23 protein-coding genes and 2 tRNA genes are annotated in these 25065 nt (G+C 57.0%); 12 read left to right on the forward strand and 13 right to left on the reverse strand.

Annotation, left to right across the window (positions count from 1 at the left end; all coding sequences use genetic code 11):
* A tRNA-Asp gene (locus AC2FEE_RS05835) sits at window positions 1-77 on the reverse strand.
* Between the two features lie 435 nt (window positions 78-512).
* On the opposite strand from AC2FEE_RS05835, the gene AC2FEE_RS05840 reads away from it, so the two are divergent.
* The 3 genes from AC2FEE_RS05840 to AC2FEE_RS05850 all read left to right on the forward strand — a co-directional run bounded on the left by AC2FEE_RS05840 (window position 513) and on the right by AC2FEE_RS05850 (window position 4421).
* A complete protein-coding gene (locus AC2FEE_RS05840; RefSeq protein WP_496863706.1) occupies window positions 513-2507 on the forward strand; it encodes a M10 family metallopeptidase C-terminal domain-containing protein in 1995 nt (664 codons plus the stop codon).
* A gap of 124 nt (window positions 2508-2631) precedes the next feature.
* Window positions 2632-2706, forward strand: a tRNA-Val gene (locus tag AC2FEE_RS05845).
* 128 nt (window positions 2707-2834) lie between these two features.
* Complete coding sequence (locus AC2FEE_RS05850; protein ID WP_496863707.1) at window positions 2835-4421, forward strand: APC family permease; 1587 nt, start codon at window positions 2835-2837, stop codon at window positions 4419-4421.
* Between the two features lie 31 nt (window positions 4422-4452).
* Here AC2FEE_RS05850 and lon read toward each other — a convergent pair whose 3' ends face one another.
* From lon to AC2FEE_RS05865, 3 genes are all read right to left on the reverse strand, one after another.
* Entirely contained in the window at window positions 4453-6861 is a 2409-nt protein-coding gene (gene lon, locus AC2FEE_RS05855; protein ID WP_496863709.1) for an endopeptidase La, read from the reverse strand.
* A gap of 212 nt (window positions 6862-7073) precedes the next feature.
* A complete protein-coding gene (gene tgt, locus AC2FEE_RS05860) occupies window positions 7074-8204 on the reverse strand; it encodes a tRNA guanosine(34) transglycosylase Tgt (RefSeq protein ID WP_496863710.1) in 1131 nt (376 codons plus the stop codon).
* Between the two features lie 64 nt (window positions 8205-8268).
* Complete coding sequence (locus AC2FEE_RS05865; protein WP_496863711.1) at window positions 8269-9180, reverse strand: nucleoside hydrolase; 912 nt, start codon at window positions 9178-9180, stop codon at window positions 8269-8271.
* Between the two features lie 184 nt (window positions 9181-9364).
* On the opposite strand from AC2FEE_RS05865, the gene AC2FEE_RS05870 reads away from it, so the two are divergent.
* The 3 genes from AC2FEE_RS05870 (at window position 9365) to AC2FEE_RS05880 (ending at window position 10992) form a co-directional block, all read left to right on the forward strand.
* The gene (locus tag AC2FEE_RS05870) at window positions 9365-10255 is read left to right on the forward strand and encodes an SPFH domain-containing protein (protein ID WP_496864019.1); all 891 of its coding nucleotides are present in this window, start codon (window positions 9365-9367) and stop codon (window positions 10253-10255) included.
* Complete coding sequence (locus AC2FEE_RS05875) at window positions 10255-10533, forward strand: NfeD family protein (protein WP_170398461.1); 279 nt, start codon at window positions 10255-10257, stop codon at window positions 10531-10533. Before AC2FEE_RS05870 ends, AC2FEE_RS05875 begins: the two co-directional genes overlap by 1 nt.
* Window positions 10534-10629: 96 nt before the next feature.
* Window positions 10630-10992, forward strand: a complete 363-nt coding sequence (locus AC2FEE_RS05880) for an SUF system Fe-S cluster assembly protein (RefSeq protein ID WP_496863712.1) — start codon at window positions 10630-10632, stop codon at window positions 10990-10992.
* Between the two features lie 228 nt (window positions 10993-11220).
* Here the strand turns inward: AC2FEE_RS05880 and AC2FEE_RS05885 are convergent, their stop codons facing one another.
* Window positions 11221-11517 (reverse strand): hypothetical protein, encoded by a 297-nt coding sequence (locus AC2FEE_RS05885; RefSeq protein WP_496863713.1) that lies wholly within the window; start codon window positions 11515-11517, stop codon window positions 11221-11223.
* A 200-nt stretch (window positions 11518-11717) separates the two neighbouring features.
* Here AC2FEE_RS05885 and AC2FEE_RS05890 point away from each other — a divergent pair, with 200 nt between their 5' ends.
* Window positions 11718-12083 carry a HesB/IscA family protein gene (locus AC2FEE_RS05890; RefSeq protein ID WP_496864020.1) on the forward strand — a complete coding sequence of 122 codons (366 nt, stop codon included), beginning with the start codon at window positions 11718-11720 and terminating at the stop codon, window positions 12081-12083.
* Here AC2FEE_RS05890 and AC2FEE_RS05895 read toward each other — a convergent pair.
* On the reverse strand, window positions 12080-12991 hold the full coding sequence (locus tag AC2FEE_RS05895) for an isopenicillin N synthase family dioxygenase (RefSeq protein WP_496863714.1): 912 nt from the start codon (window positions 12989-12991) through the stop codon (window positions 12080-12082). The two genes, AC2FEE_RS05890 and AC2FEE_RS05895, sit on opposite strands and share 4 nt — an antisense overlap.
* A 124-nt stretch (window positions 12992-13115) precedes the next feature.
* Between AC2FEE_RS05895 and tpiA the strand changes: the two genes are divergently transcribed.
* Both tpiA and AC2FEE_RS05905 read left to right on the forward strand, forming a co-directional pair.
* The gene (gene tpiA, locus AC2FEE_RS05900) at window positions 13116-13865 is read left to right on the forward strand and encodes a triose-phosphate isomerase (protein ID WP_496863715.1); all 750 of its coding nucleotides are present in this window, start codon (window positions 13116-13118) and stop codon (window positions 13863-13865) included.
* A gap of 176 nt (window positions 13866-14041) precedes the next feature.
* A complete protein-coding gene (locus AC2FEE_RS05905; RefSeq protein ID WP_496863716.1) occupies window positions 14042-14857 on the forward strand; it encodes an FkbM family methyltransferase in 816 nt (271 codons plus the stop codon).
* A 115-nt stretch (window positions 14858-14972) separates the two neighbouring features.
* On the opposite strand, the gene AC2FEE_RS05910 is transcribed toward AC2FEE_RS05905, so the two are convergent.
* From AC2FEE_RS05910 to AC2FEE_RS05935, 6 genes are all read right to left on the reverse strand, one after another.
* Window positions 14973-15284 (reverse strand): DMT family transporter, encoded by a 312-nt coding sequence (locus tag AC2FEE_RS05910; RefSeq protein ID WP_496863718.1) that lies wholly within the window; start codon window positions 15282-15284, stop codon window positions 14973-14975.
* Between the two features lie 288 nt (window positions 15285-15572).
* The gene (locus AC2FEE_RS05915; RefSeq protein WP_496863719.1) at window positions 15573-16949 is read right to left on the reverse strand and encodes a TRAP transporter large permease; all 1377 of its coding nucleotides are present in this window, start codon (window positions 16947-16949) and stop codon (window positions 15573-15575) included.
* A complete protein-coding gene (locus tag AC2FEE_RS05920; RefSeq protein WP_496863720.1) occupies window positions 16949-17626 on the reverse strand; it encodes a TRAP transporter small permease in 678 nt (225 codons plus the stop codon). Before AC2FEE_RS05920 ends, AC2FEE_RS05915 begins: the two co-directional genes overlap by 1 nt.
* 115 nt (window positions 17627-17741) lie before the next feature.
* Window positions 17742-18743, reverse strand: coding sequence for a DctP family TRAP transporter solute-binding subunit (locus tag AC2FEE_RS05925; RefSeq protein WP_496863721.1), 1002 nt, complete (start codon window positions 18741-18743; stop codon window positions 17742-17744).
* Window positions 18744-19112: 369 nt separating this feature from the next.
* Window positions 19113-20342 carry a sigma-54-dependent transcriptional regulator gene (locus AC2FEE_RS05930; protein WP_496863722.1) on the reverse strand — a complete coding sequence of 410 codons (1230 nt, stop codon included), beginning with the start codon at window positions 20340-20342 and terminating at the stop codon, window positions 19113-19115.
* Window positions 20339-22072: a sensor histidine kinase gene (locus AC2FEE_RS05935; RefSeq protein ID WP_496863724.1), complete on the reverse strand. Its 1734-nt coding sequence runs from the start codon at window positions 22070-22072 to the stop codon at window positions 20339-20341. The genes AC2FEE_RS05930 and AC2FEE_RS05935 overlap by 4 nt, the downstream gene beginning before the upstream one ends.
* A gap of 47 nt (window positions 22073-22119) precedes the next feature.
* Here AC2FEE_RS05935 and AC2FEE_RS05940 point away from each other — a divergent pair, with 47 nt between their 5' ends.
* A complete protein-coding gene (locus AC2FEE_RS05940; RefSeq protein ID WP_496863725.1) occupies window positions 22120-23292 on the forward strand; it encodes a cytochrome P450 in 1173 nt (390 codons plus the stop codon).
* 6 nt (window positions 23293-23298) lie between these two features.
* On the opposite strand, the gene AC2FEE_RS05945 is transcribed toward AC2FEE_RS05940, so the two are convergent.
* Window positions 23299-23778 (reverse strand): Lrp/AsnC family transcriptional regulator, encoded by a 480-nt coding sequence (locus tag AC2FEE_RS05945; protein WP_170442447.1) that lies wholly within the window; start codon window positions 23776-23778, stop codon window positions 23299-23301.
* 142 nt (window positions 23779-23920) lie between these two features.
* On the opposite strand from AC2FEE_RS05945, the gene cobA reads away from it, so the two are divergent.
* Window positions 23921-24697 (forward strand): uroporphyrinogen-III C-methyltransferase, encoded by a 777-nt coding sequence (cobA, locus tag AC2FEE_RS05950; RefSeq protein ID WP_496863727.1) that lies wholly within the window; start codon window positions 23921-23923, stop codon window positions 24695-24697.
* Window positions 24697-25011, forward strand: a complete 315-nt coding sequence (locus AC2FEE_RS05955; protein ID WP_496863728.1) for a DUF2849 domain-containing protein — start codon at window positions 24697-24699, stop codon at window positions 25009-25011. The genes cobA and AC2FEE_RS05955 overlap by 1 nt, the downstream gene beginning before the upstream one ends.
* Window positions 25012-25065: the final 54 nt, after the last annotated feature.

Consider the following 25065-nt stretch of genomic DNA (forward strand, 5'->3'; position numbering starts at 1 on the left):
TGGCGCGGTTGACGGGGCTCGAACCCGCGACCCCCGGCGTGACAGGCCGGTACTCTAACCAACTGAGCTACAACCGCCCGCTGCCCGTTCGTTGCTGAACGTTGGGGTGTATTATGGCCACGCCCCGACATCGTCAAGCGGCGTTTTGAAGTTTTTTTCCAGATCGTAAAAATTGTTCGCTTCCACAGGGACCCATCCCCTGCCAAGCGGACCCTTTACGCGCTGATCAGATATCCGGAATTGCCCCGGCTGACTGCGGGTATAGCGTCCGCAAAACACCCTGACAAAACTCTACGGATTCGCCGCTCACCGAATCCGCTAAAGATACCCATAAGATGTAGGTTTTCGAAAAATTTGTACATAAAAATCAATAGAACCATTCCCGGTCGCAACGTCATCCCGAGCACCCAACGCGGCCGTCATTTTTCGGCCACGTTTCGTGTGCAAGAGGCGACATAAAGTACCAAAACTTAATAAGTTTTGACTATCGGCTTGCACCCGCAAGTTTCGAAGTGAAAGAAACCGAAGAAAATAGATGGTTCCGATTTGAAGGGGCCAAATGGAAGGCTAATGCAACCTATGGCATCGCTTCGTGGCTGTCCTCTGGTTGTGTTTTGAAAGATGGAAGTAAGAAAATGCCATATGTCAACAGAACTCATCCGGGACCTGAGCCAACGGGCTTAACCTATGTGGACGGTCTTATCTGGGGAACCTCGTTAAAACCGACATATGGATCGACCGTACTCGAGTACAACTTCGACGATGGCACCCTGGCAGCAGCGGCTGTACCGGAACCAATGAAAGCAGCTATTCGCTCTGCACTGAGTATCATCGAAAAGATTATTCCTGTCCGTTTCTTCGAAACCCCTTTGAAAACTTGGAAAGGCGAATTGGTTAGCACGGATTTTACTTACGCAGTGGTCACGCAGGAAGCACTGGGAGGCCCTGGTTCTGTTGGGTTTCATCAAGTTCCAGGGGATAAACCGCTGTTGCAGGATTATGGTTTCAAATCACTTTTTGGCTTGTTCGCCTACGACTCGGTTATTTACAGCTACCAAGGGCTGCAAGAGGGCGGCGCGGGATTCTCAACAATCCTGCATGAAATTCTGCACGGCCTTGGCCTGGCCCACCCGCACGACAACGGTGGAAGCTCGACCATCTTCGACGGCGTGACTGAACCCTTCTACGATTATGGCACCGATGGTCAAAACCAGGGCGTCTATACGATCATGTCCTACAATTCAGGGCATGCATCTAAAGTCCCTGTAACAAGCTACACCTATGGTGACTCGGCAACCCCGATGGCATTGGACATTGCGGCTCTCCAAGCCATTTACGGGACGGCTGAAAATGCAACTGGGAACGACATCTACCAAATCAAGGGCGTAAACGGCGTGGGGACGTTTTGGAAGGCCATTTGGGACACCGGTGGGAACGACGCGATTTCTGCGGTTGGCGTATGGCGCGACGTGTACATCAACCTCAACGATGCCGATCTTGAGGGCCACAATGCAGGTGGAGAGATCTCGTCCGCCTCTGGCATTGCAGGCGGATTCACCATAGCCAACGCTGTTGTTATCGAAAATGCGTTTGGCGGGTATGGCAATGACTGGTTGGTTGGCAACGAACACAACAACTACCTGAATGGCGCCTATGGCAACGACACTCTTGCCGGGGGTGCCGGTAACGACAGGATATTCGGCGGCGACGGAAATGACTGGATTACGGGCGGCAAAGGCAACGACACCATGTCGGGTGACAATGGAAACGACACCTTTGTGAACAAAGACGGCGACGGCGACGACACGATCAACGGCGGTCAGGGCGACAACTGGTTGCGATATACAGGCAGCAACGGTGTCACTGTAGACCTGTCCAACACCGGCGCGCAGAATACCGGCTATGGCACCGACACCATCCAGAACATCGGACACGTTATCGGTTCGGCGCAGGGCGACAACATCACTGGCGACGATCAGATCAACTATCTGGTGGGCAATGCCGGTAACGACATCCTGGACGGCGGCACTAAAGACGACGTCCTGAGAGGCGGTGCTGGCAACGATACTGTGAATGGTGGTGTTCGAGGCTGGGATACTCTCTATGGCGGTTTAGGAAACGACACATTGATCGGTGGCCTTGGTAAGGACACTTTGACCGGTGGCGGCGGCTCTGACACATTTGTCTACAACTCGATCACCGATGGTTCTGCTGATCGTAGGTATACCGATTTGATCACGGACTTTACCCGCGGCCGGGACAAAATCGACATTAGCACCATCGATGCCAGCACGGTTTTGGATGGCGACGATACCTTTGTCTTCAACGGTGAAACCCCAGCGACGGATTCCGATCAGGGTGAAGTTTATTTTGTACAAAGTGACCTCGAAGGCACCTTTAATGACAGAACCTTCGTCTACGTGGACACTGACGGTGACGAAGAACCCGAAATGATGATCAAACTAGTCGGTTTGCACGATCTGACCGCAGACGATTTCATCCTGTAAGATCAATCTGCAAGGCAACAGGCAGCGGGTTTCTGCTGCCTGTTTTTTTGTGCCCGTAATTCCAGAAATTGCATGTCTGGTGCTCTTGCAAGCCAACAGAACTCTCTGTATTACGCGGCCTCACGGGTGATTAGCTCAGTGGTAGAGCGCTTCGTTCACATCGAAGATGTCAGGAGTTCAAATCTCTTATCACCCACCATTCCCCTTTTTGGCTGCCAGTGTTGGTTTTACCCTGCCCTGACAAGTGCTTGCCAGAAATCGCCACAATTGCGTATCCTGTTTTGAACGGCCGCATCGCTATGCGGCGATGATGGGTGGGGCACGGTCGTGGCCAAACTGAAACGGGATATCGGCCTGCTTGGCCTGACCTTCATCTCGGTCGGTGGCATCATTGGGTCCGGCTGGTTATTTGGCCCCCTGCTCGCCGTGCAACATGCCGGTCCGGCTGCCGTAATCTCGTGGATCATCGGCGCCGCCGCCATGTTTGTTCTGGCGATCACCTTTGCCGAGATCTCGGCCATGCTGCCGATCCCCGGAGGCATTGCGCGGGTGCCGCAGTTTTCGCATGGCAATATCGTCTCGATGGCGATGGGATGGACGGCCTGGATCGGCTACAACACCACCGCCCCGATCGAGGTTGAGGCAATGCTGAAATACCTCGCCCCCTATGCCCCGTGGTTACACACGGCCGAAACCGGAGACCTGACCGGAGCGGGCATCACCGTCGCCCTGTTCTTCATGTTGCTTTTCGTCGCGGTCAACGCGTTGGGCGTCAAGTTCTTCACTCAGGTAAACGCAACCCTGACTTGGGCAAAAATCGCGATCCCGATCATTTTGTCCGCCCTACTGATCTACAACCGCTTCGACGCGCAGAACTTCACGCGGCCGGACGGATTCGCGCCCTACGGTTTGCAAGGCATCATGGCTGCGGTCTCGACCGGCGGGGTCATTTTTTCCTTCATCGGGTTTCGCCATGTGGTTGATATGGCCGGTGAGGTTCGAAACCCCAAATTCGCTATCCCCACTGCGCTGGTCCTGTCCATTGTGCTGTGCGCGGCCATTTATCTGGGCCTGCAAATCGCCTTTGTCGGGGCACTGGATGCCAACATGCTGAAAAACGGTTGGGCCAGCCTGAGTTTCGGCGGCCAAGGCCCGCTGGACGGCGTCATTATCTCGGTCGGGTTTGTCTGGTTCCTGAGCATTCTGAACATCGGTTCGGTAATCGGACCATTCGGGAACGGGCTGGTTGCAACGGGATCGAACGCCCGGATCGCCATGGCTTTGTCAAAGAACGGATTTCTGCCGAAACGGCTAATGACTCTTTCCTCATTCGGTGTTCCGTTATGGGCGCTGGCACTGAACTTCCTGATCGGGGTGTTGTTTCTGTTGACGATTCCGTTCACCACTGTCATCGCGCTTAATGGTGCCGCAATCGTGCTGTCCTTTGCAGTTGGCCCGATTGCTGTTGTGTGCCTGCGCCATCTGATGCCGGATCACCCTCGATCCATCCGCATCCCGGCGGTAAAACTGGTCGCGGTGTCAGCCTTCGCCATCGCAACCCTTGTTGTATATTGGAGCGGTTGGGACACGGTTTGGCGCCTCGGCATCGCGCTGGTCATCGGATTGATTCTGCTGTTGGCACGGTTTCACAACAGGCTGGACGAGATGGACGTGACCGAAGCATTGTGGCTGTTGCCGTACCTTGTTGGAATCGGGTTGATTTCCTATCTCGGTCAGTTCGGGGACGGCGCGCTAAAGCAAATCCCGTTCGGGTGGGACATTGCGTTATGCGTACTGTTTTCCGCAGTTATTTTTAGTCTGGCGGTGCGCTCTGCCCTGCCCGCGGAAAAGTTCCGGGAATATATTGCCGAGGAAGAGATTCTAGACCCGAAAAAACCCGTCATCGGGTTGTAAAAAAGGCGGGAAAACCCCGCCTTTGATTTGTTTAATGCGCTGTTGCGGATCGCCCTGCATCTTCGGCCGCTTTGGCTGCAGCTGCCGCAGCCTCTTCCGCGGCCTCATCCCATTCAACCGGTTCCGGATCGCTGATCAGCGCGTGTTTCAGCACTTCCGATACATGCGTGACAGGGATGATCTTCAACCCTTCTTTTACATTGTCCGGAATCTCGGCCAGATCCTTTTCGTTTTCTTCCGGGATCAGAACGGTCTTGATGCCACCGCGAAGGGCCGCCAGCAGTTTTTCCTTCAAACCACCGATCGGCATGGCGTTGCCGCGCAGCGAAACCTCACCGGTCATCGCGATATCCTTGCGCACCGGGATTCCGGTCAGCACGGACACGATTGAGGTCACCATCGCCAAACCGGCGCTCGGGCCGTCCTTGGGCGTAGCCCCATCCGGCACGTGGACGTGGATATCCAGCGTGTCGAACTTCGGCGGCTTCACCCCGATCTGAGGCGAGATCGACCGCACATAAGACGAGGCCGCATCGATGGATTCCTTCATCACATCGCCCAGCTTACCCGTGGTCTTCATCCGCCCTTTGCCGGGCAGTTTCAGCGCCTCGATATGCAGCAGGTCACCGCCCACGGACGTCCAGGCCAAACCCGTGACGACACCAACCTGATCGTCCTGCTCGGCAAGACCGTAACGGAACTTAGGCACGCCCAGGAACTCATCCAGATTATCCGGCGTCACGGTTACCGAGTCCGCCTCTTTCTTGATGATCTTGGTCAGCGATTTCCGCGCCACCTTGGCGATTTCACGCTCTAGGTTCCGCACGCCCGCCTCACGGGTGTAGGTACGGATCATCTTCTGCAGTGCTTCATCGGTCAGTTCAAATTCCTTGGCTTTCAAACCATGGTTTTTAACCTGCTTGCTGATCAGGTGTTGCTTCGCGATCTCGCTCTTTTCATCTTCGGTGTAGCCGGCCAGCGGGATGATTTCCATCCTGTCCAGCAGAGGCCCAGGCATGTTGTAGCTGTTCGACGTCGTCAGGAACATCACGTTCGACAGGTCGTATTCGACCTCAAGGTAGTGGTCCATGAACGTATTGTTCTGCTCTGGGTCCAGCACCTCAAGCATGGCCGAAGCCGGGTCGCCACGGAAGTCCTGCCCCATCTTGTCGATCTCGTCGAGCAGGATGAGCGGGTTCGTGGTTTTCGCCTTTTTCAACGCCTGAATGATCTTACCGGGCATCGAGCCGATATAGGTCCGACGGTGCCCCCTGATCTCGGATTCGTCACGAACACCACCCAGCGAGATGCGAATGAACTCGCGCCCCGTCGCACGCGCAACCGACTTGCCAAGCGAGGTCTTACCAACACCCGGAGGGCCGACGAGGCACATGATCGGGCCTTTCAGCTTTTTCGAACGCTGCTGAACTGCCAGATACTCGACGATCCGTTCCTTGACTTTTTCAAGGCCATAGTGATCAGCATCCAAGATCTCTTGCGCACGGCCCAGATCCTTTTTCACACGGGATTTGGTGCCCCACGGCAACGCAAGAATCCAGTCCAGATAGTTGCGTACGACGGTCGCCTCGGCGGACATCGGGCTCATGTTGCGCAGCTTTTTCAGTTCACCCTCGACCTTCTCGCGCGCCTCCTTCGACAGCTTGGTCTCGGCGATTTTGGCTTCCAGTTCGGCAACTTCATTGCTGCCGTCCTCGCCATCGCCAAGCTCCTTCTGAATGGCCTTCATCTGCTCATTCAGATAGTACTCGCGCTGCGTCTTCTCCATCTGGGATTTGACGCGGGTCTTGATCTTTTTCTCCACCTGCAGAACCGACATTTCGCCCTGCATCAGGCCATAGACCTTCTCAAGCCGCTCGCTGACCGAGAGCGTCTCCAGCAGTTCTTGCTTTTGTTCAACCTCGATGCCCAGATGACCCGACACAAGATCGGCCAGCTTGGCTGGTTCGGCGGTTTCACCGACGGCGGTCAGCGCCTCCTCTGGGATGTTCTTACGCACTTTGGCATAGCGCTCAAACTCATCCGCGACGGTGCGCTGCAACGCCTCGGTCGTGGTGACGTCGCCCGGAATCTCGGTCAGATACTCGGCGCGGGCTTCGAAGAACTCTTCGTTTTCGAGAAATTCAGTGATCTGCACGCGTGCCTGCCCTTCGACCAGCACCTTTACGGTGCCATCGGGCAACTTCAGCAATTGCAGAACATTGGCCAGAACACCAGAACGGTAAATTCCGTCTTCGACCGGATCGTCATCGCCCGGGTCAATCTGGCTGGACAGCAGAATCTGCTTGTCGTCCTGCATCACTTCTTCCAGTGCGCGGACGGATTTTTCCCGACCCACGAACAGCGGCACAATCATGTGTGGAAACACCACGATATCGCGCAGCGGAAGTACGGGGTATGAGGAATTCAGAGGCTCTTGCATGCTCAATCCTTATCGTTGGCAAGATGGCTCCGGTCCCTGAATAAGGCAACGCCTGGCCATCTCCTGTCTTGGACGATAAAGGTGGGGCCTCATCGCCCTTTTTCAACCTTACCGTCGTGTATCGCGGTTCAGAATGACCCGAGGTTTTCCGGACTGCAAGGTATCGCGCCGACATATCCACCGTTTTTGCAGAATGGCGCTATCGCAAATGACTAAAGAGGCTCGATGTCGCCTTGCGCACGCTTCGCGTGAAACTCGACCTGCCATGCCTCGAACTTGCCCGCCGCAATCGCGTCGCGCATACCCAGCATGATTTCCTGGAAGTAGTGCAGGTTGTGCCAGGTTAGCAACATGCCCGAGATCATCTCATTCGAGCGGAACACATGGTGCAGGTACGCGCGGGAGTAATTCGAACAGGCCGGACAAGTGCAATGTTCATCCAGCGGGCGCGGGTCGTCAGCGTGGCGGGCGTTTTTGATGTTCACAACACCGTGCCGGGTAAACACCTGCCCCGTGCGGCCCGAGCGCGAGGGCAGAACGCAATCCATCATGTCGATGCCGCGCGCGACGGCGCCGACGATGTCGTCGGGTTTGCCAACCCCCATCAGATACCGCGGTTTATCTGTCGGCAGGTAATCCGGGGCGTAATCGAGACAATCGAACATGGCCTCCTGCCCCTCACCCACGGCCAGACCACCGACCGCATAGCCTTCGAACCCGATCTGCTTGAGCGCCTCGGCGCTTTCCTCGCGCAGATCCTGTTCCAGCCCGCCCTGCATGATGCCGAACAGTGCGTGTCCAGGGCGATCTCCGAACGCTTCACGCGAGCGATCAGCCCAACGCATCGACAGGCGCATCGAATCGGCAATGCGATCCCGGTCTGCAGGCAAGGCCGGGCATTCGTCAAAACACATGACAATGTCGGAGCCCAGAAGGCGCTGGATCTCCATCGACCTTTCCGGCGTCAGCTCGTGTTTTGAGCCGTCGAGATGGGATTTAAACGTCACGCCCTTTTCGGTCAGCTTGCGCAACCCGGCCAGCGACATGACCTGAAACCCGCCCGAGTCGGTCAGGATCGGGCGCTCCCAATTCATGAACTTGTGTAACCCGCCCAGCCGATCGATGCGTTCGGCCGTGGGACGCAGCATCAGGTGATAGGTGTTGCCCAGCAGGATATCCGCCCCGGTCGCACGCACGCTTTCGGGCATCATCGCCTTAACCGTCGCCGCAGTGCCCACAGGCATGAAAGCGGGCGTCCGCACCTCGCCACGCGGCGTGTTGATCACTCCGGTTCGGGCCTTGCCGTCGGTGGCTTTCAAGTCAAAGGAAAAACGCTCGGTCATGGGGTTGCCTCGGGGTCGCTGAACCGGGTGGGATGTGCCCGATCTGCCCAGCCATTGCAACCCGTCAGGGCAGTGACGCGACGCGCTCAGTGAACAGTTGCACGACTCCTGCCCCGTCCACATCCCGGCACACGCGGACCGCAGGGCGCAACGGATCGGGACGCGTAGCGCCGATCTCTGGCCCCTCAGTCACCACGTTCAGGCCGGTTTCCACCATTTCGAACATCAGCTCATGCGTGCAGGCAATCACCGCAGTTGAGTCGTGCAGGCCGCACCCTTCGAGCCCGCCGACCTCTTTGTAGAACTTCAGATAGAACCGAGAAATATCCCGCAGAAACCCACCCATATCCGGGGATCGCCCGGCCAGCGCGTCGAAATCAGCAGTTTCATAGAGGGTTTTCAACGTCACATCCAACCCCACAACCATGGTTTCCGGTGGCGTGGCAAAGACGATGTCCGCGGCACGGGCGTCATGATAGATGTTGGCCTCTGCATGGTGGTTCACATTACCGGGGCAATAGACCGCGCCACCCATGACAACCAAGCGCCTGATATTGCGCGCAAACTCAGGGTCCAGTTGCATGGCCAGGGCGATATTGGTCAAAGGGCCAACCGCACAGACGACCAGTTCGCCCTTATGGCGACGCGCCGTATCGACCAGAAACTCGGCCGCTGACATGTCGTGGTTGGCACCGATGTCAGGGATTTCAGTAATATCTCCAAAGCCTTCCGGGCCATGCACGTGGTCGGACGGAGCATGACGGCTCTGACCCAGCGCAAATGCAGCACCCTCAGCCACCGGCGCGTCCAGCCTAAGCTTTTGGAGCAAAAAACGGGCGTTGCGGCTGGATTGATGCACATGCGTATTGCCGAAAACTGTGGTCAGCCCGATCAGGTCAATTTCGGGCGCGGCAGCGGCATAGGCAATCGCCATGGCATCGTCGATGCCGGGGTCTGTATCGATGATCAGTTTCATCCCTGCCCGATAACGCAAACACGGTGGGATGCAAAGCGGTCACAATCCGAAAATTCCGCCCCATGTCGTCGACGTCAGAGATTTGCATCCTAGTGCATTCGCCCCATACCAGAATTGAAAACGGGCGACTCAATCCCCATATGTATACTATAGTACACAATAAAAGAGGACAGATATGATAGGCATGAACGAAGACCAGATCGTTGGATTGCTGACGTCAAACATCATTTATATACTGGCGGCGGTTTTGATCGTCGTTGTCATTTTCAAAGGTATCAAAATCGTTCCACAATCCGAAAAGTACGTGGTCGAACGGTTCGGACGCCTGCACTCGGTGCTTGGCCCGGGCATCAACTTTATCGTTCCTTTTCTGGATGTTGCCCGCCACAAGATATCCATTCTTGAACGCCAACTGCCGAACGCGACGCAGGACGCGATTACCAAGGACAACGTTCTGGTGCAGATCGACACCTCGGTGTTTTATCGCATTCTCGAACCGGAAAAGACGGTGTACCGTATTCGCGACGTTGACGGCGCTATCGCAACAACCGTGGCCGGTATCGTCCGGGCGGAAATCGGTAAGATGGATCTGGATGAGGTCCAATCGAACCGAGCGCAACTGATCACCCGCATTCAGGAAAGCGTAGAAACCGCCGTTGATGACTGGGGGATCGAAGTGACCCGCGCCGAGATTCTGGACGTAAACCTGGATCAGGCCACCCGCGACGCGATGCTGCAACAGCTGAACGCCGAGCGCGCCCGCCGCGCACAGGTGACAGAAGCCGAGGGTCAGAAACGTGCGGTAGAACTGAGCGCCGATGCGGAACTTTACGCGGCCGAGCAAACCGCTAAGGCCCGCCGTATACAGGCCGAAGCCGAAGCCTATGCAACCGGTGTGGTTGCCAAGGCCATTCAGGACAACGGCATCGAGGCCGCGCAGTATCAGGTTGCCCTGAAACAGGTCGAGGCGTTGAATGCACTGGGCAATGGCACCGGTTCTCAAACCATCGTTGTGCCCGCCAACGCGCTCGAGGCATTTGGCGATGCCTTCAAGATGCTGAGAGGAGGTAAGTAATGGCCGATCCCTTCTGGCTGACCTGGTGGATCTGGCTGGCCGCAGCGCTGGCGCTTGGAATCCTCGAGATCGTGTTGCCCGGATTTATCTTTCTGGGCTTTGCGATCGGGGCAGCCATCACCGGGTTGCTTCTTGTCATCCCCGGAATGACGCCTTCGCTGCCGGTTTTGCTGTTGATCTTCGCGGCATTGTCCCTGATCGCATGGCTGGTGCTGCGTCGGGTTTACTCCCTGCCTCATGGTCAGGTGAAAACCTTCCGGCACGACATCAACGACTAGGACCTGTAGGCGCCCCTTAGGGGGCGTCATTGCACCACTGGACGCTGCCACAGGCTTTCCCTATATAATTGCTCAGGAACCAGACCCGAGGCACCAATGACTCATCCGAGTGAACACCTGGAAGGCACACCACTGATTTCGCCTTCGTCCATTGAGCATCCCCTGTACGACGCAGTGGTAGAAGCCTGCCGTACGGTCTTTGACCCGGAAATCCCGGTGAATATCTACGATCTGGGTTTGATCTACACGATCGACATCACGCAGGAAAACGCGGTGAAAGTCATCATGACGCTGACTGCGCCCGGTTGTCCGGTCGCCGGCGAAATGCCCGGCTGGATCGTCGAAGCAATCGAACCCGTCGCGGGTGTCAAAGAGGTTGACGTCGAACTGACATGGGAACCGCCCTGGGGCATGGAGATGATGTCGGACGAGGCGCGGCTGGAACTTGGCTTTATGTAAGCCAGACAAAACAAACCTTTGTCGCAAAAGATTTACTTTTCTGTCACCAACCCGTCGAAAAACCGTTACCTAGTCCGAGAATAGTCCCGGCGTGCTGGTACGTGCATCCCGTAAAGTACACAGTACAGGCCGGGAGGAATTACACGTCCCCCGTAATTCCCCGCCGGACGGCCAGAATAAGAGACCGCTCTTGCCCGAGAGCGGTCTTTTCTTATTTAAGCCAAAGGGTTACTGAACACCGCACTTGGACTTGATCTCGGCGGCTCTTTCATCCAACGCTTTGACATAGTCGCCAGCCAACATGGACAATCTCTTGTTTTCGGTGCCGGTCGCCAACCCCAAAAGCGCCCCTGCGGGCGTGAGCGCGACCACGCTTTCAACCTGTTGATCCTGTGCGTGCTTTTTTTCGGCTGCAATCGCGCGCAAATCGCCTTCGGCGGTTGCGCAATTAACTGGATGTACCTTTTGCGCGGTTTCGGACCACGCCATACCGGCGGCCACCGAAAGAATTGACGCCAATGCCATGTTTTTGCAAAAAACTTTATAGTTAGCCATCTCATCTCACCTTGTCTGAAAACCCTTGGGTTCAGCTAAGGTCACTTGATTTCAAAAGGCAAGCGTCATTCCCGGGGCGACAGAAAAGTTAGGTAAGCAGCGCTGCTATGTCTTGAGCCATTGCCATGTCAGCACTAGATTGGATGCTACGCGCGACAACGGAGATCACAATGTTCGGCATTCCCGGCAAACAGGCCGTGACCATGACGCCCAAAGCGGCAGAGCAGATTGTCCGCCTGATGAAATCAGGTGGTCACGCCGGCCTGCGCATCGGCGTCAAGAAAGGCGGCTGTGCCGGCATGGAATACACCATGGACTATGTCGATCAGGCCGACGCGAACGACGAGGTCGTCGAACAGGACGGCGCGCGGATCATGATTGCTCCGATGGCGCAGATGTTTCTGTTCGGGACCGAGATCGACTATGAGGTCTCGCTTTTGGAATCAGGTTTCAAGTTCCGCAACCCGAACGTTGTCGACGCCTGCGGTTGTGGCGAGTCAATCAAATTCGACGAAGGGCTGACGCCCCAATCCTAAGATGCCTGTAGGTGGACGTAGGTCTCATTGAACCGGCGGGTCAGATGCTCGCCGGCGCGAATGATCCGACCTGATTTTGGCGGTGCTACGTTGGTGTCAAATGACGGGTTGAAAAACAGCGGCACGGACAGGCGCTCGTGTGCGCCACCAACCACACGGTGAAGCGTGGCCTTGACCTGACCCGCCGTCCAGAGCTCCAACATTTCACCGAAATTGATGATGAAGGTCCCGGGCCCGGCTTCGACCTTTGCCCAACTATAATCGGGCATCCGCACCTCCAACCCCGAGGTTCCGTCAGTGGCCAGCAAAGTCAGGCAGCCATAATCCGTATGGGCGCCGATGCCAAAGTCGCGCTCCCCGGCCCAATCGGGACGTTGCGGGTAGAAATTTCCCCGCAGCAGCGCCATCGGAGTATCAAACGCGCCATCAAAACTGTTCTCCGCGCGCCCCAGCGCCACGGCGATCGCCCGCAAAACGCGCATCGCGACTGCGCAGGCATCCATGTAATAGGTTTGAATTGTCTCCTTGAACGCTGGTGGATTGTCCGGCCACAGATTCGGGGCGTAGACACCAAGTCCCGCATCGGCATAGGGACTGTTCACAGGCAATTCATAGCCACAATCGAACACTTCTTTGAAATCGGGATTCGCCTCCGGGTCGACCTGCTCGGACCGCGACGCGCCCCAGCCCCGGTTGGACCCGGTCAGCGCCATATCGACCCGTTTCTTCTCGGCCTCGGGCAGATGAAAAAACGCACGATACGCGCCCAGAACCTGACGCACGCGGTCAGCGTTCAGCCCGGTGTTCGAAACGGTCAGAAAACCCACTTCACCCACCGCGCGCAGCAGCTTGCCAAGTTCGACCGGATCGCGTTGGTCAAGTTTTGTCAGATCAAGGTTTTCGATCATACGCCCGTTCCTTTCTGCGCGCGGACACTGCCGTTTTGCGGTCTGCTCTGCAACCGGAATTGTCAGTCTGGACTGGCGGTGTTATCCGGTTCAAAGAAAAACTTTACTTCAGGGAGAATGGGACATGCGGCGTAAGCTGGCGGCTGGCAATTGGAAAATGAACGGAACCACGACAGCCCTGAGCGAGTTGGAGGCTTTGGCCCGTGCTTTCCCCTCTCCGGCCATAGACGTGCTGATCTGCCCGCCCGCCACCTTGTTGCACCGCGCGGCCGAGACCGTGCATGACACGGGGATCATCGTCGGCGGACAGGATTGCCATGCGGCGACTTCGGGTGCGCATACTGGCGATATCAGCGCAGACATGTTGGTGGACGCCGGTGCAAACGCGGTCATTCTGGGCCATTCCGAGCGACGCCAGGATCACGACGAGCAGAACGAAGACGTTCGCGCCAAGGCCCGCGCCGCCATGGATGCTGGGCTGAAGGCAATCATCTGCGTCGGCGAAAGCCTGGAACAGCGCGAAGCCGCCAATACACTGGACATCATCGGCGGACAGATGTCGGGCTCGATCCCCGACCAGTCGACCGGCGAAAACCTGATCGTCGCTTATGAGCCGATTTGGGCCATTGGTACTGGAAAAATTCCCACGCTGAACGAAATCGGAGAGGTTCACGACTTTATCCGCACCCGCCTGGAACGGCGTTTCGGTGAAGGCGTCGGCCGCTCAGTGCGTCTGCTTTATGGGGGTTCGGTCAAACCGTCCAACGCGACCGAAATCTTTGGCGTATCAAACGTGGATGGTGCGCTGGTTGGCGGCGCTAGCCTTAAGGCTGCGGACTTCTCTTCAATTGTCGAGGCATTGGAGCAAGCCTGAACGCTTCTCGTCTGATTATATTCGGCTGGAAAAGAACTTGTTGAATTCGCTCGCCTCATCGTCAAACTCTCGCGTGAGGCAAATTGCTCGGACCAGAATCAAACTCAATCAGTAGCAGTCGTGTTTCCTGGCACACCAGCCAGACACCACACACTATCGCCGATTTAAGGAACGTTATGAAAAGTAGTCAGCGTCACCCAAGCAAGATTTCGCTTCTTCAACAGCTTCGCGATGCCGAATTTCCCATCGAATGCGTGCTGGATGTTGGCATCCATTTTGGCACACATGAATTGATGGCCGCATTTCCCGAAAAGAAGCACTATCTGTTTGAGCCCATCGAAGAGCATTTCGAATCCATCGAAAAAGTCTACAGCGACGCAAACATAGATTACGAGCTCAACAAAGTCGCGGTTTCCAATTCTGACGGGACTGCGCAACTGACGGTCTCCACCGTCATGCAAGGACAAGACGTCACTCATGCAAGGTTCGCGCACGGCGAAGCACCGACCGAAACACTGCGCACAGTGCCGACGCTGAAGCTTGATACCTTTGTCGTCGAACAGGCCCCAGCTGCCCCTTTCTTGTTGAAAATCGATGTCGACGGGGCCGAAGAAATGATTCTGGAGGGTGCTCAAGAAGCGCTGAAACACTGCTCGGTCCTGATCCTGGAATCTCCGCGGGAAAGGATATTCGAGCGAATGCAGCTGGCGATGGCCGCCGGTTTTGAGCTCTTGGAGATAATCGACCTGTGCTACTACAGCGGTTACCTCTTTCAAGTGGATCTTGTGTTCATCAACCCAAAATACGCGCCTGTTGACTATGTAGACGTCCTCAAAGGTGGATTTTCCATCGACAAATGGCACAACTACCAACCGACGAGCAAAGAACCATCCATCCCGCAGCGCAGTGAGCCGTCTGAAACGACACGATCAGTCGAGGCCAAATCCGGGAAAAAGCGTGGGCTTTCCCGCTTGTTCAGGAAACGCAAATAACAACATTGTTGACCGAAGGTCCGGGTCTGTACTGCGTTGGCTCAGACCCGCCTTCGGTATCATTGACAGCCAATAACCCGAACGGGCAGCATGATTGTCTGTTTTAACCTGCCGATCACGCGATCTTCATGACGATCAGGCCGGACACGATCAGGATTGCGGCACTGATGCGCAATGGGGTCAGAGCCTCACCCAGGAACATCGCGCCAACCAGAAACGCACCCACCGCGCCGATACCGGTCCAGATAACGTAAGCCGTTCCAAGCGGCAGCGTACGCATAGCAAGCGCCAGCAACCCGAAAGAGCCGATCATGGACATGCCCATAATGGCAGTTGGCCACAACCGGGTGAAACCGGCCGATTGTTTCATGGCAACGGCCCACACGATTTCAAGCAGGCCGGCAAATAACAGGAAAATCCAAGACATCAGGACACCTCAATCCGGTTCGGGTCGTCCCGAATGATTACCCATTGAGGGGAGGTCGTCCTCTAACCGAGAGATAAGAACTCGTCCCCGGCGTTCAAGGGCATAGGCTCTTTTGACTGAAAACAGCCAAATACCAGAAATGTCCCGGTCTCATTGCACCCATAGGGCCGCAACCGCGCGTTCGGAGCCGTCGGCTGGGTTCAGAATTACTTGCAGAAATACAGCACCTGAACGAATTAAGCCGGGCCGTTGCACGGACCCGGCTTAACCTTTGTTTATCGAAACCCGTTAGTTGGTAACTATTTCCGGCCCCATGAATGTGTTGGGCAGGAAGGTCGATATCCACGGGATGTACGTCACCATGATCAGGAAGACGAACAGCACGGCCAGGAACGGCAGCGCCGCCTTCACCACCTTCATCATCGGCATTCCCGCCACACCCGACGTCACGAACAGGTTCAGACCGACCGGAGGTGTGATCATCCCGATCTCCATGTTCACCACCATGATGATGCCTAGGTGGATCGGGTCGATACCCAACTCGATCGCAATCGGGAACACCAGGGGCGCGACGATCACCAGCAGGCCTGACGGTTCCATGAACTGGCCACCGATCAGCAGGATCACGTTGACCACGATCAGGAAAGTCACAGGCCCCAATCCCGCCGATAACATGGCATTGGCGATGTGTTGCGGCACCTGCTCGTCTGTCAGCACATGCTTGAGGATCAGCGCGTTGGCGATCACGAATAGCAGCGTGACGGTCAGCTTACCGGCTTCAAACAGCGTGTGTTTTGTGTCCGGGTGAATGAATGCGGTAATCAGCGCATAGGGTTTCTTCAGCAGCGGAACGTTTTCCGTACCCTCTTCAGTACTAAGCGGCCCCATGTCCTTGTAGACAAAGCTTGCAATCAGAAAGGCATAGACCGCCGCAACCGCAGCAGCTTCAGTTGGTGTGAAGATACCGCCGTAGATACCGCCCAGAATGATAACGATCAGGAACAGGCCCCAACCGGCTTCACGGGCCGAGGTTATAACCTCCCCCCAGCCCTTCCATTCGCCTTTGGGCAGGTTCTTGACCTTGGCCATGACGTAGATCGTTACCATCAGCATCAGACCGGCCATCAGGCCCGGAATGACACCCGCCAGGAACATACGCCCGACCGAGACTTCAACGGCTGCCGCATAGACAACCATCACGATCGACGGCGGGATCAGAATGCCCAGAGTACCGGCGTTACAGATCACGCCAGCGGCGAATTCCTTGGAATAGCCAACCTGCCGCATCCCGGCGATGACAATCGAACCGATGGCGACCACAGTCGCAGGGGACGACCCCGACAGTGCCGCGAACAGCATACAGGCAAACACGCCCGCAATCGCCAGTCCGCCGGGCAAATGCCCGACACAGGCAATCGAGAACCGGATGATCCGTCGCGCCACACCGCCCGTCGTCATGAAGGACGAGGCCAGAATGAAGAACGGGATCGCCAGTAAGGTAAAGTGTCCTTCGAACGCTTCGAACAGAGTGCCCGCGACCGAAGCCAGCGAACTGTCAGAATAGATCAGCAGGAACAGGGTCGAACTGAGACCCAGAGCCACCGCAATCGGAACGCCGATCAGCAGCAGGCCAATGACCATTGAGAATAGAAGTACAACGTCCATCAGTCATGCCCCCCCTGTTGAGCGCGCACTTCTTCAATCTCGTCCTCAACCTCGTGGCTGGCGACAATACGGTCGGTCTCACCGCGCCAAATCTGAACGGCGACCTGCGCGAAACGGATCACCAGCAGCAACATCGACAGCGGTAGGATGAAATACGGAACGACCTTGGGCAGTTTCTCGTAGGACTCGCCATAGTTGATCATTTCTTCCAGAAACCGCAGCGGCGCGACCATGGGAATGTCGTCAACTTCGTAGAAACTCTGGCTTCGTGCATCGAAATTGAACCCTGTCGGGAACCAGCGGCCCGAAGTGGGCGGCAAATCGGCAAACACGGCCCAATAGTCATACGCGCCTTTGAGCATCAACAGCGAAAACACCAGACAGCAGCCAACGGCAATCAGCGCTAGTATCCGGCGCGGTGCCGGGGCCAGCATATTCAGAATGGCATCCACACCCAGATGCGCGTGTTTCTTCACCGCATAAGACGAGCCCAGCAAAACCAGCCAGCCAAAGGTAAACACTGTTAGCTCAAGCGCCCACAGAATGTTGGAGTTAAAAACGAACCGCGCGATCACGTTGGCAAATGTCACAGCCGTCATCAGGCCTAGCAGCAACGCAATCAGGGTTTCTTCGATATGGTCGGTCAGCCCGCCTTGGCCGGGTTTCGCACCAGACATCTCATTGTCCCCGCAATTTATGTGATGAGAGTGATTTCAGGCGGGCCTTCGGGGGGCCCGCCCCGCCTTCGCTCCGGTGACCATCCGGTCTTCGGACGCGCGGCTTGTTTTAGGATCAGAAACCGGCGTTGATCGCCTGAGCAGCGTCGATCTTGTCCTGACCAACGTCGTCGGCAAACTTGTCCCAAACCGGTTTCATCGCATCGACCCATGCCTGACGCTGTTCAGGATCCAGTTCGCGAATGATACCGCCCGCATCGGTGATCGAGGCTTTGGCAGCTTCGTTCACAGAAAAGGCTTCTTTGTTGCGGGTCTCAGTGACTTCGGACAGAATGCCCAGGAACTGTTCGCGCACTTCAGGGTCAAGGCTGTCCAGCCAGTCAACCGAGGTCACGACCAGATAGTCGATGATTCCGTGGTTGGTCTCGGTGATGCCGTCCTGCACTTCAAAGAACTTCTTGCCGTAGATGTTTGACCAGGTGTTTTCCTGCCCGTCGACAACGCCCTGCTGCAGTGCGCCGTAAACTTCCGAGAATGCCATTTTCTGCGGGCTGCCGCCGATGGCTTCCATTTGCGCCACCAGAACATCCGAAGACTGTACGCGGAACTTCAAACCCTCTGCATCGGCAGGATCAACCAACGGTTTATTGGCCGACATCTGCTTCATGCCATTGTGCCAGAAAGCCAGCCCCTGCAGGCCGCGACGCTGCATGCTGTCTTTCATCGCCTGTCCTTCAGCCGAGCCCTGGAACGCATCCACGGCATCGATGTTCTTGAACATGAACGGAAGGTCGAACAGACGGAACTGTTTCGTGAATTTCTCAAACTTGGACAGCGACGGAGCGGCCAGCTGGACGTCGCCCTGCAGCATTGCTTCCAACACCTTGTCGTCGTTGTAGAGCGTCGAGTTCGGATAGACCTCTACGCACATCACGCCGTTCATCTCTTCGTTGACACGCTTTTCCAGCAGCGATGCCGCAATACCTTTGGGGTGCTTGTCACTATTTGTTACGTGCGCAAACTTTGCGACGATCTCGCCGTCATCACAGGCGGCCATGCCAGCGGTCGCAGTTACGGTGAGCGCGACTGCGGTTGCAGCCGTTGTCAGGAATTTCATCTGTTTTTCCTCCCAGACTTCCTCAGTTTTCCAAAGGGCGCCAAAACAGCGCCTCGTGCCGGGAAGTGAACCGAATCAGTGGTTGCGGCTCAACGTTTTATTACATCTCTCGTTGTGTGCTGTTTTTTCCTTTTGTAACAATCATATAAAAGCCGCCTCTCAGAGTCACGTTTTGGGCGCCATGACTCGATGTGCGAAATTTCGCACAAGCATATTGCTCGTTGTGCGGATTTTCGCACTCTTCTCGAATCGAGCCGAAGAATCACTTGGTTTTGACATTGAATCAGCCGCAGCCCGCGCCTGTGGCTTGCCTTTTCGGACACCACTAACCGTGTGAAAACGCGATCAAAGTGTCTGGAGACCTTCGGATCATCTGCGGTAGTCTTCAGGACGAATCTGATACCGGGCCAGCTTGTCATAGAAAGTTTTGCGCGGAAGCTTCAGCGCCTTGGCGGCGTCCGAGGCCTTACCGTTATGCCGCCCCAACGCAGCAATCAGCAAAGACCGTTCCACCCGAGCCATCTGTTCGCTCAACCCAAGATCGGTGGCTTGCGCAACCTCTTCCGGCATCCCAAGAACAAACCGCATGGCCGCGGACATCAGCGACCGGGCGTTCCCGGGCCAATCGCTGGCCATCAACGACGCCATTTGTTCGGACGAAATCTCGGGTTCCGCGATGCCTGCCTGCTCGGCCGCCTGCTCTACGTAGTGTCGAAAGATTACCGGAATGTCCTCGGGTCGCTCAGCCAAAGACGGAATACGCACGCGCATCACATCTAGCCGATAAAACAGGTCCGCATGAAATCGCCCTTCTGCCGACAGCGCGGCCAGATCAGCCGTTGTTCCCGCCAGTATCCGCGCGCCTATACCCTGCTCGACCGCCTCCAGCGCGGCGTACTGAGTGGCCTCGGGCATCGCCGAGATCTCGTCCAGAAACAGCGACCCTCCGGCCGCATCCTCGCAGACTTGAACCAACGCATCTGGGGTCAGACCGGACGACGGCCTTTTTACGAACGGGCCCTGTCCCTGCGGCGACATCAGATGCACAACTTCTGCCACTTTGGAAATCCCACTGCCCGCGGGTCCGGTGACCAGAACCTCGGCCCCGGTCGGTGCAACGGCCCGCACCCGCTCTCTCAATGCTTCGGCCTGAGCGGACAATCCGAACAACAGGCGCGCAGCGGGGTCGCCGCGTTCCAATTCGTGTTTCAGCGTGCGCTGTTCCAGAACCAGCGTACGCGCGTCAAAAGCCCTGTTCAAAACCTCCAGCAGGTCGGCTGCGGCACATGGCTTTTCGAGAAAATCGAAAGCACCCTGTCCCATTGCCCGCACTGCCATGGGAATATCCCCTTCTCCGGTCAACAGGATGACGGGCAGTTCAGGGTCAACTTCACGGGCGTAGGTCAAAAGGTGAAAGCCATCCCGCCCGGGCATACGGATGTCCGACACGATGACACCGGGGAAATCGGCACGGATTTGATCTTTGGCGGCAACGAACGATCCCGCTGTGACCGGAGCATAATCGGCAAGCTCTAACGTCTGCGCCAACGCCTCACGCACAGCGGCGTCATCGTCGACCAATAAAACCTTTCGGGTCATGCCACCTCGTCTTCCCGATAGTATTCAAGTTCTACAGTGAACATCGCACCGGTTTGCGCGTTCGTACCGCGAATATTCCCCCCGAAACTCTGGACCAGACCATACGAGATCGAAAGGCCCAGGCCCATCCCCTCGGACGAACCAACCGTTTTGGTTGTATAGAAAGGTTCGAACAATTTCTCAGTGTTCTCGATGCCTGGCCCGATATCGCGCACCGTAACGGTCAGCCTTTCATCGGCCTTGATCGCAATGCAGATACGGCGCTCATCCTGTTGGCTCATTGCGTCTGCAGCGTTGTTGATCAGGTTCACAAAGACCTGAACCAGCCGCACCTCGCCACCCCATGCATAGACCGGGTTTTCAGGCGAATGCCAGTCCAAGGTCACTCCTTCGGCGCGCAGCCGCGCCTCAGTCAACTCCACAGCCGTGTCGATCACCTGCACCAGATCGACCTTGCCCATCGGCTCACTTTCGTTGCGGGCAAAGGCGCGCAGGTTTTTGATGATCCGCGCCATCCGTGCGGCCATGTCGGAAATGCGTGTCAGGTTTTCGACGGCCTTTGCTTCACGCCCCCGGGACAGGAAGGCCGCCCCGTTGTCGGCAAATTGCCGGATCGCCATCAGAGGCTGGTTCAATTCATGACTGATACCCGCCGACATCTGCCCCAAGGCACTCAGCTTGCCGGCTTGAATTAGCTCCTCCTGCGCCTGCTTCAGTGCTGTTTCCGCTTCCTGCCGTTCATGAACCTCGCGGCGCAGGGCCGAGTTTGCGGCGGTCAGGGCGCGGGTACGCTGCGCGACCCGGCTTTCCAGAACCGCGTTGGCTTCGGCCAATGTACGCCTGCGCTCGGTTGCAAGAAAAAGCAACGCTCCGAAGGCCAGACAGATTGCAGCGACAGTTGCAGCCTGCAATCCGGCCAGACGCCGGGCGGGTGCAACATCTACCAACACCTCAGCCGTCATGTCGATCACCGGTAGATCAAGCATCAGGTGCAACGCGCGGCTTGGCAGGTAGCGACCCCAGTTGAGCCTCCAAAGTTCGTGTGGCCCGACCCGGGTCGAGGTAAAATCGACCTTGCCGCCCTCTGGCGGCGTCAACCCCTGTTGCCCATCGTCACGTTGCCAGAATAACAGGTCAGACCTGTTCGAGATAAAGACCACACCATCCCCATCAATAAAGAACACGGCCTCGGTGCTGCCACGCCAGGTCTGTTCCACATCCTGTACATCGGCTACGACCATCAGCGCGCCTTCGACCCGGCCTGAGGCGTCAAACGCCGGGGCCGCATAGGAGTAGATACGGTCGCCGCTGATCGGCATCACACCATGCGCGTTGCCTAACGCCCCCTGCAGCGCACGCTGAAAAGCAGGATGCCCGGCCATGTTGTCTTGTTCGACGGGCTGCGCCGAAACCAGAACCTGGCCGGTTCGGTCCAGATACATCATGTTCACGGCCGCGGTCTTATCCGCCACATCCAACAGTATCTCCCTGGCCGCGCGTTGCTGTTCCTGGGTTTCAAGCCTTCGCAAGGCCGGGTGCTTGGCCATCAGCACAGCCAGTTCCTGATAAACCTGCATCTGCGTGCTCAGCCGGTCAGCAGCCAGTTCAAGATCGGCCTCGGCTTTTTCGCTCAGCTGAGACAGCGCCTGCCGATAGCCATAGGACCAGACGCCGGCGGACAACAACCCGACAGCACACAGAAATCCCAGGATCACCCAAACCCGCTGCATAGTATAGGGTCTTGCATTCACCGCGCCGCATGGCAAGTCTGCACCGCATGAAGACGGTACTCCAATCCCCGGTCGATCCGGATTTCGTGCAAAACCCCTACCCTTTTTACGACAAGGCTCGCGCGCACGGGGACCTTGTTTATTGGGAAGACTACCAAAAAGTCGCGGCTGTCTCACACCGGGCTGTGCAAGTATTGCTGAAGGATCGCCGTTTCGGCCGGGAAGTCCCTGCCGAGTTGCAGCGCCCCGGCCCCACCCACCTGGCGCCGTGGCTGAATGTCGAAGCACATTCGTTGCTTGAGGCTGAACCACCCCGCCACACACGGCTGCGGGCGCTGGTCATGCGGGCCTTTACGTCACGCGCGATCTCTGCGCTTGAGCCGTCCATTCGTGATCTTAGTCACAATCTGATTGACCGCTTTCCGGATACGCCCTTTGACCTGCTGGGCGCCTTTTGTACACAAGTCCCCGTGATCACAATCTGCCGCCTGTTGGGCGTGCCCGAGGAGATGTCGCCCGATCTGTTACGCTGGTCTCATGCCATGGTGGCGATGTATCAGGCCAGCCGCACGCGTGAAACCGAGGACATCGCAGCAAACGCCGCACGGGATTTCACCGCTTTCCTGAGCGACTACATCGAAAAACGCCGCACCGACCCGCAGGACGACCTGATCACCCGTCTGATATCCGCTGAAGAGGATGGCGAGAAACTCTCACGCGACGAACTTGTCGCCACCTGCATTCTGCTGCTGAACGCCGGACATGAGGCCACTGTTCATTCGCTGGGTAACGGCGTGAAGACGGTTCTGAAACTGGGGCTAGATCCTCGGTCCTGCGAACTGGACGGTTTTGTCGAGGAAATCCTGCGCTACGACCCTCCGCTGCACATGTTCACCCGATATGCCTATGAGGAAGTCGAGCTATTCGGCCACACTTTCAAACGTGGCGATGAGGTTGCGCTGTTGCTTGGGGCAGCAAACCGGGATCCTTCGGTCTGGAGCGAACCAGACCGCTTTGACCCCGCCCGGCCGATCGCGACCAATACCAGTTTCGGCGGGGGTCTGCATTTCTGTGTCGGTGCCCCGCTGGCACGGCTGGAGATGCGGATTGCTCTGAAGGCGCTGTTCAAACGCTACCCGGACCTGTGCCTGACGGCGGAACCGGAATACTCGAACACGTACCACTTCCATGGCCTGACCGGGTTGATGGTACAGGTTTGACTGGCATCAGCTTTCGATCAGCGCGTTCAGCGGCAGCATGGTGGTGGACTTGATCTCCTCCATCGACAACAGCGCCGTCACGTTGTGCACACGCACTTCGGAAATTAGGGTTTGGTAGAATTCATCATAGGCCCGCGCATTCTTGACCCGAACCTTGAGGATATAGTCGATATCGCCGGCCAGCCGGTGTGCTTCTTGCACTTCGGGGCGATCGCGCAAGGCTTTGAGGAACTTGCGCTGCCAGTCAGCCTCATGCTCCGACGTACGGATCAGAACGAAGAAGGTCGCCTCGAAACCCAGCGCCTCGGCATCCAACAGAACGGTCTGCTGGCCGATGACTCCGGCCCCTTTCAGCTTGCGGATTCGATTCCAGACCGGGGTCTTGGAACTGCCGACACGGGCGGCTATTTCGTCCAGCGATTGGCTGGCATCGCGCTGTAGCTCGACCAGAATTTTCCGATCCGTGTCATCAATCCGCACCGACATTCCAATTTTCCCTTCGTTTCGAAACTTGCGTCCCACTTTGCGGATGTATTGGAACGTATGTTCTTATTTATCCGCCCATATGGCACAATACCGGGAATATTTCCTATATTGAGGGTCAAGTCAAACCAACACGAGACTCACGATGCAGGTTCCGCATTCATACGATCACACCGGCCATGTCGACTTTGTCGGCGCCGGACCCGGCGATCCTGAATTGCTGACACTCAAGGCGCTGAAAGCTTTTGGGCGTGCAGATATCGTGCTGCATGACCGTCTGATCAGCGCCGACGTTCTGGACCTGGCTGGCAGGACCGCTGAACTGGTCGATGTCGGCAAGGCCGGGTTCGGCCCTTCCTGGAAGCAGGAAGACATTGACGCCCTGCTGGTCGACTACGCCGTGAAAGGCCACCACGTCGTGCGTCTGAAATCGGGTGACCCGACCGTCTTTGGCCGTCTGGATGAAGAGATCGAAGCGGTCGAAGCCGCAGGTATCTCGTGGCAGATCGTGCCTGGAATTACCGCGGCATCGGCTGCGGTTGCAGGGATCGGTCAAAGCCTGACCCGCCGCGGTCGCAATTCCTCGGTGCGGTTCCTGACCGGCCACGACATTAAAGGTTTTGCCGATCACGACTGGAACGCACTGGCACGCGCCGGTTCCGTCGCGGCGATCTATATGGGCAAAAAGTCGGCCCGCTTCATTCAGGGCCGTCTGATAATGCATGGCGCCGACCGTGACACGCCGGTGACACTGGTGGAAAACGCCTCACGCCCAGATCAACGCATACTGGCAACAACGCTGGACCAGTTGCCCAATGACCTGACCGCCGCCGAGATGGACGGCCCCACCCTGACCTTTTACGGCCTCTCCCCGCGCCAAGCGGCCAAGGCCCTGACCGAATTCAAGAAGGAGCACGCCTGATGGCCCGCGCTTTTACCCCCAAAGTGGTCACCGCCAACGATCTGTTGGAAGGCGACGTCATTTACCTGACCGAAGACGATCGCTGGTCGCGTGAGCTGTCCGAGGCTGAGCTGATCACGGATGAGGCCCACGCACAGGTCCGTCTGCTGGATGCCACCCGTCAGGCCAACAAGATCGTCGGAGCCTATCTGGCTGACGCCGTCGCAGGCGCCAACGGCCCCGAACCCACCCATTTCCGCGAGGACTTCCGTCGCACCGGACCCTCGAACTATGCCCATGGCAAGCAGGAAACACCAACGCAGCCCCGGGCCTGACCCTCGGCCCTCTCTCTCCCCTTCAAGGCCCCAAGGTTCGGGGCTGCAACCAAG

The sequence above is a fragment of the Ruegeria sp. YTSC199 genome (assembly GCF_059609725.1).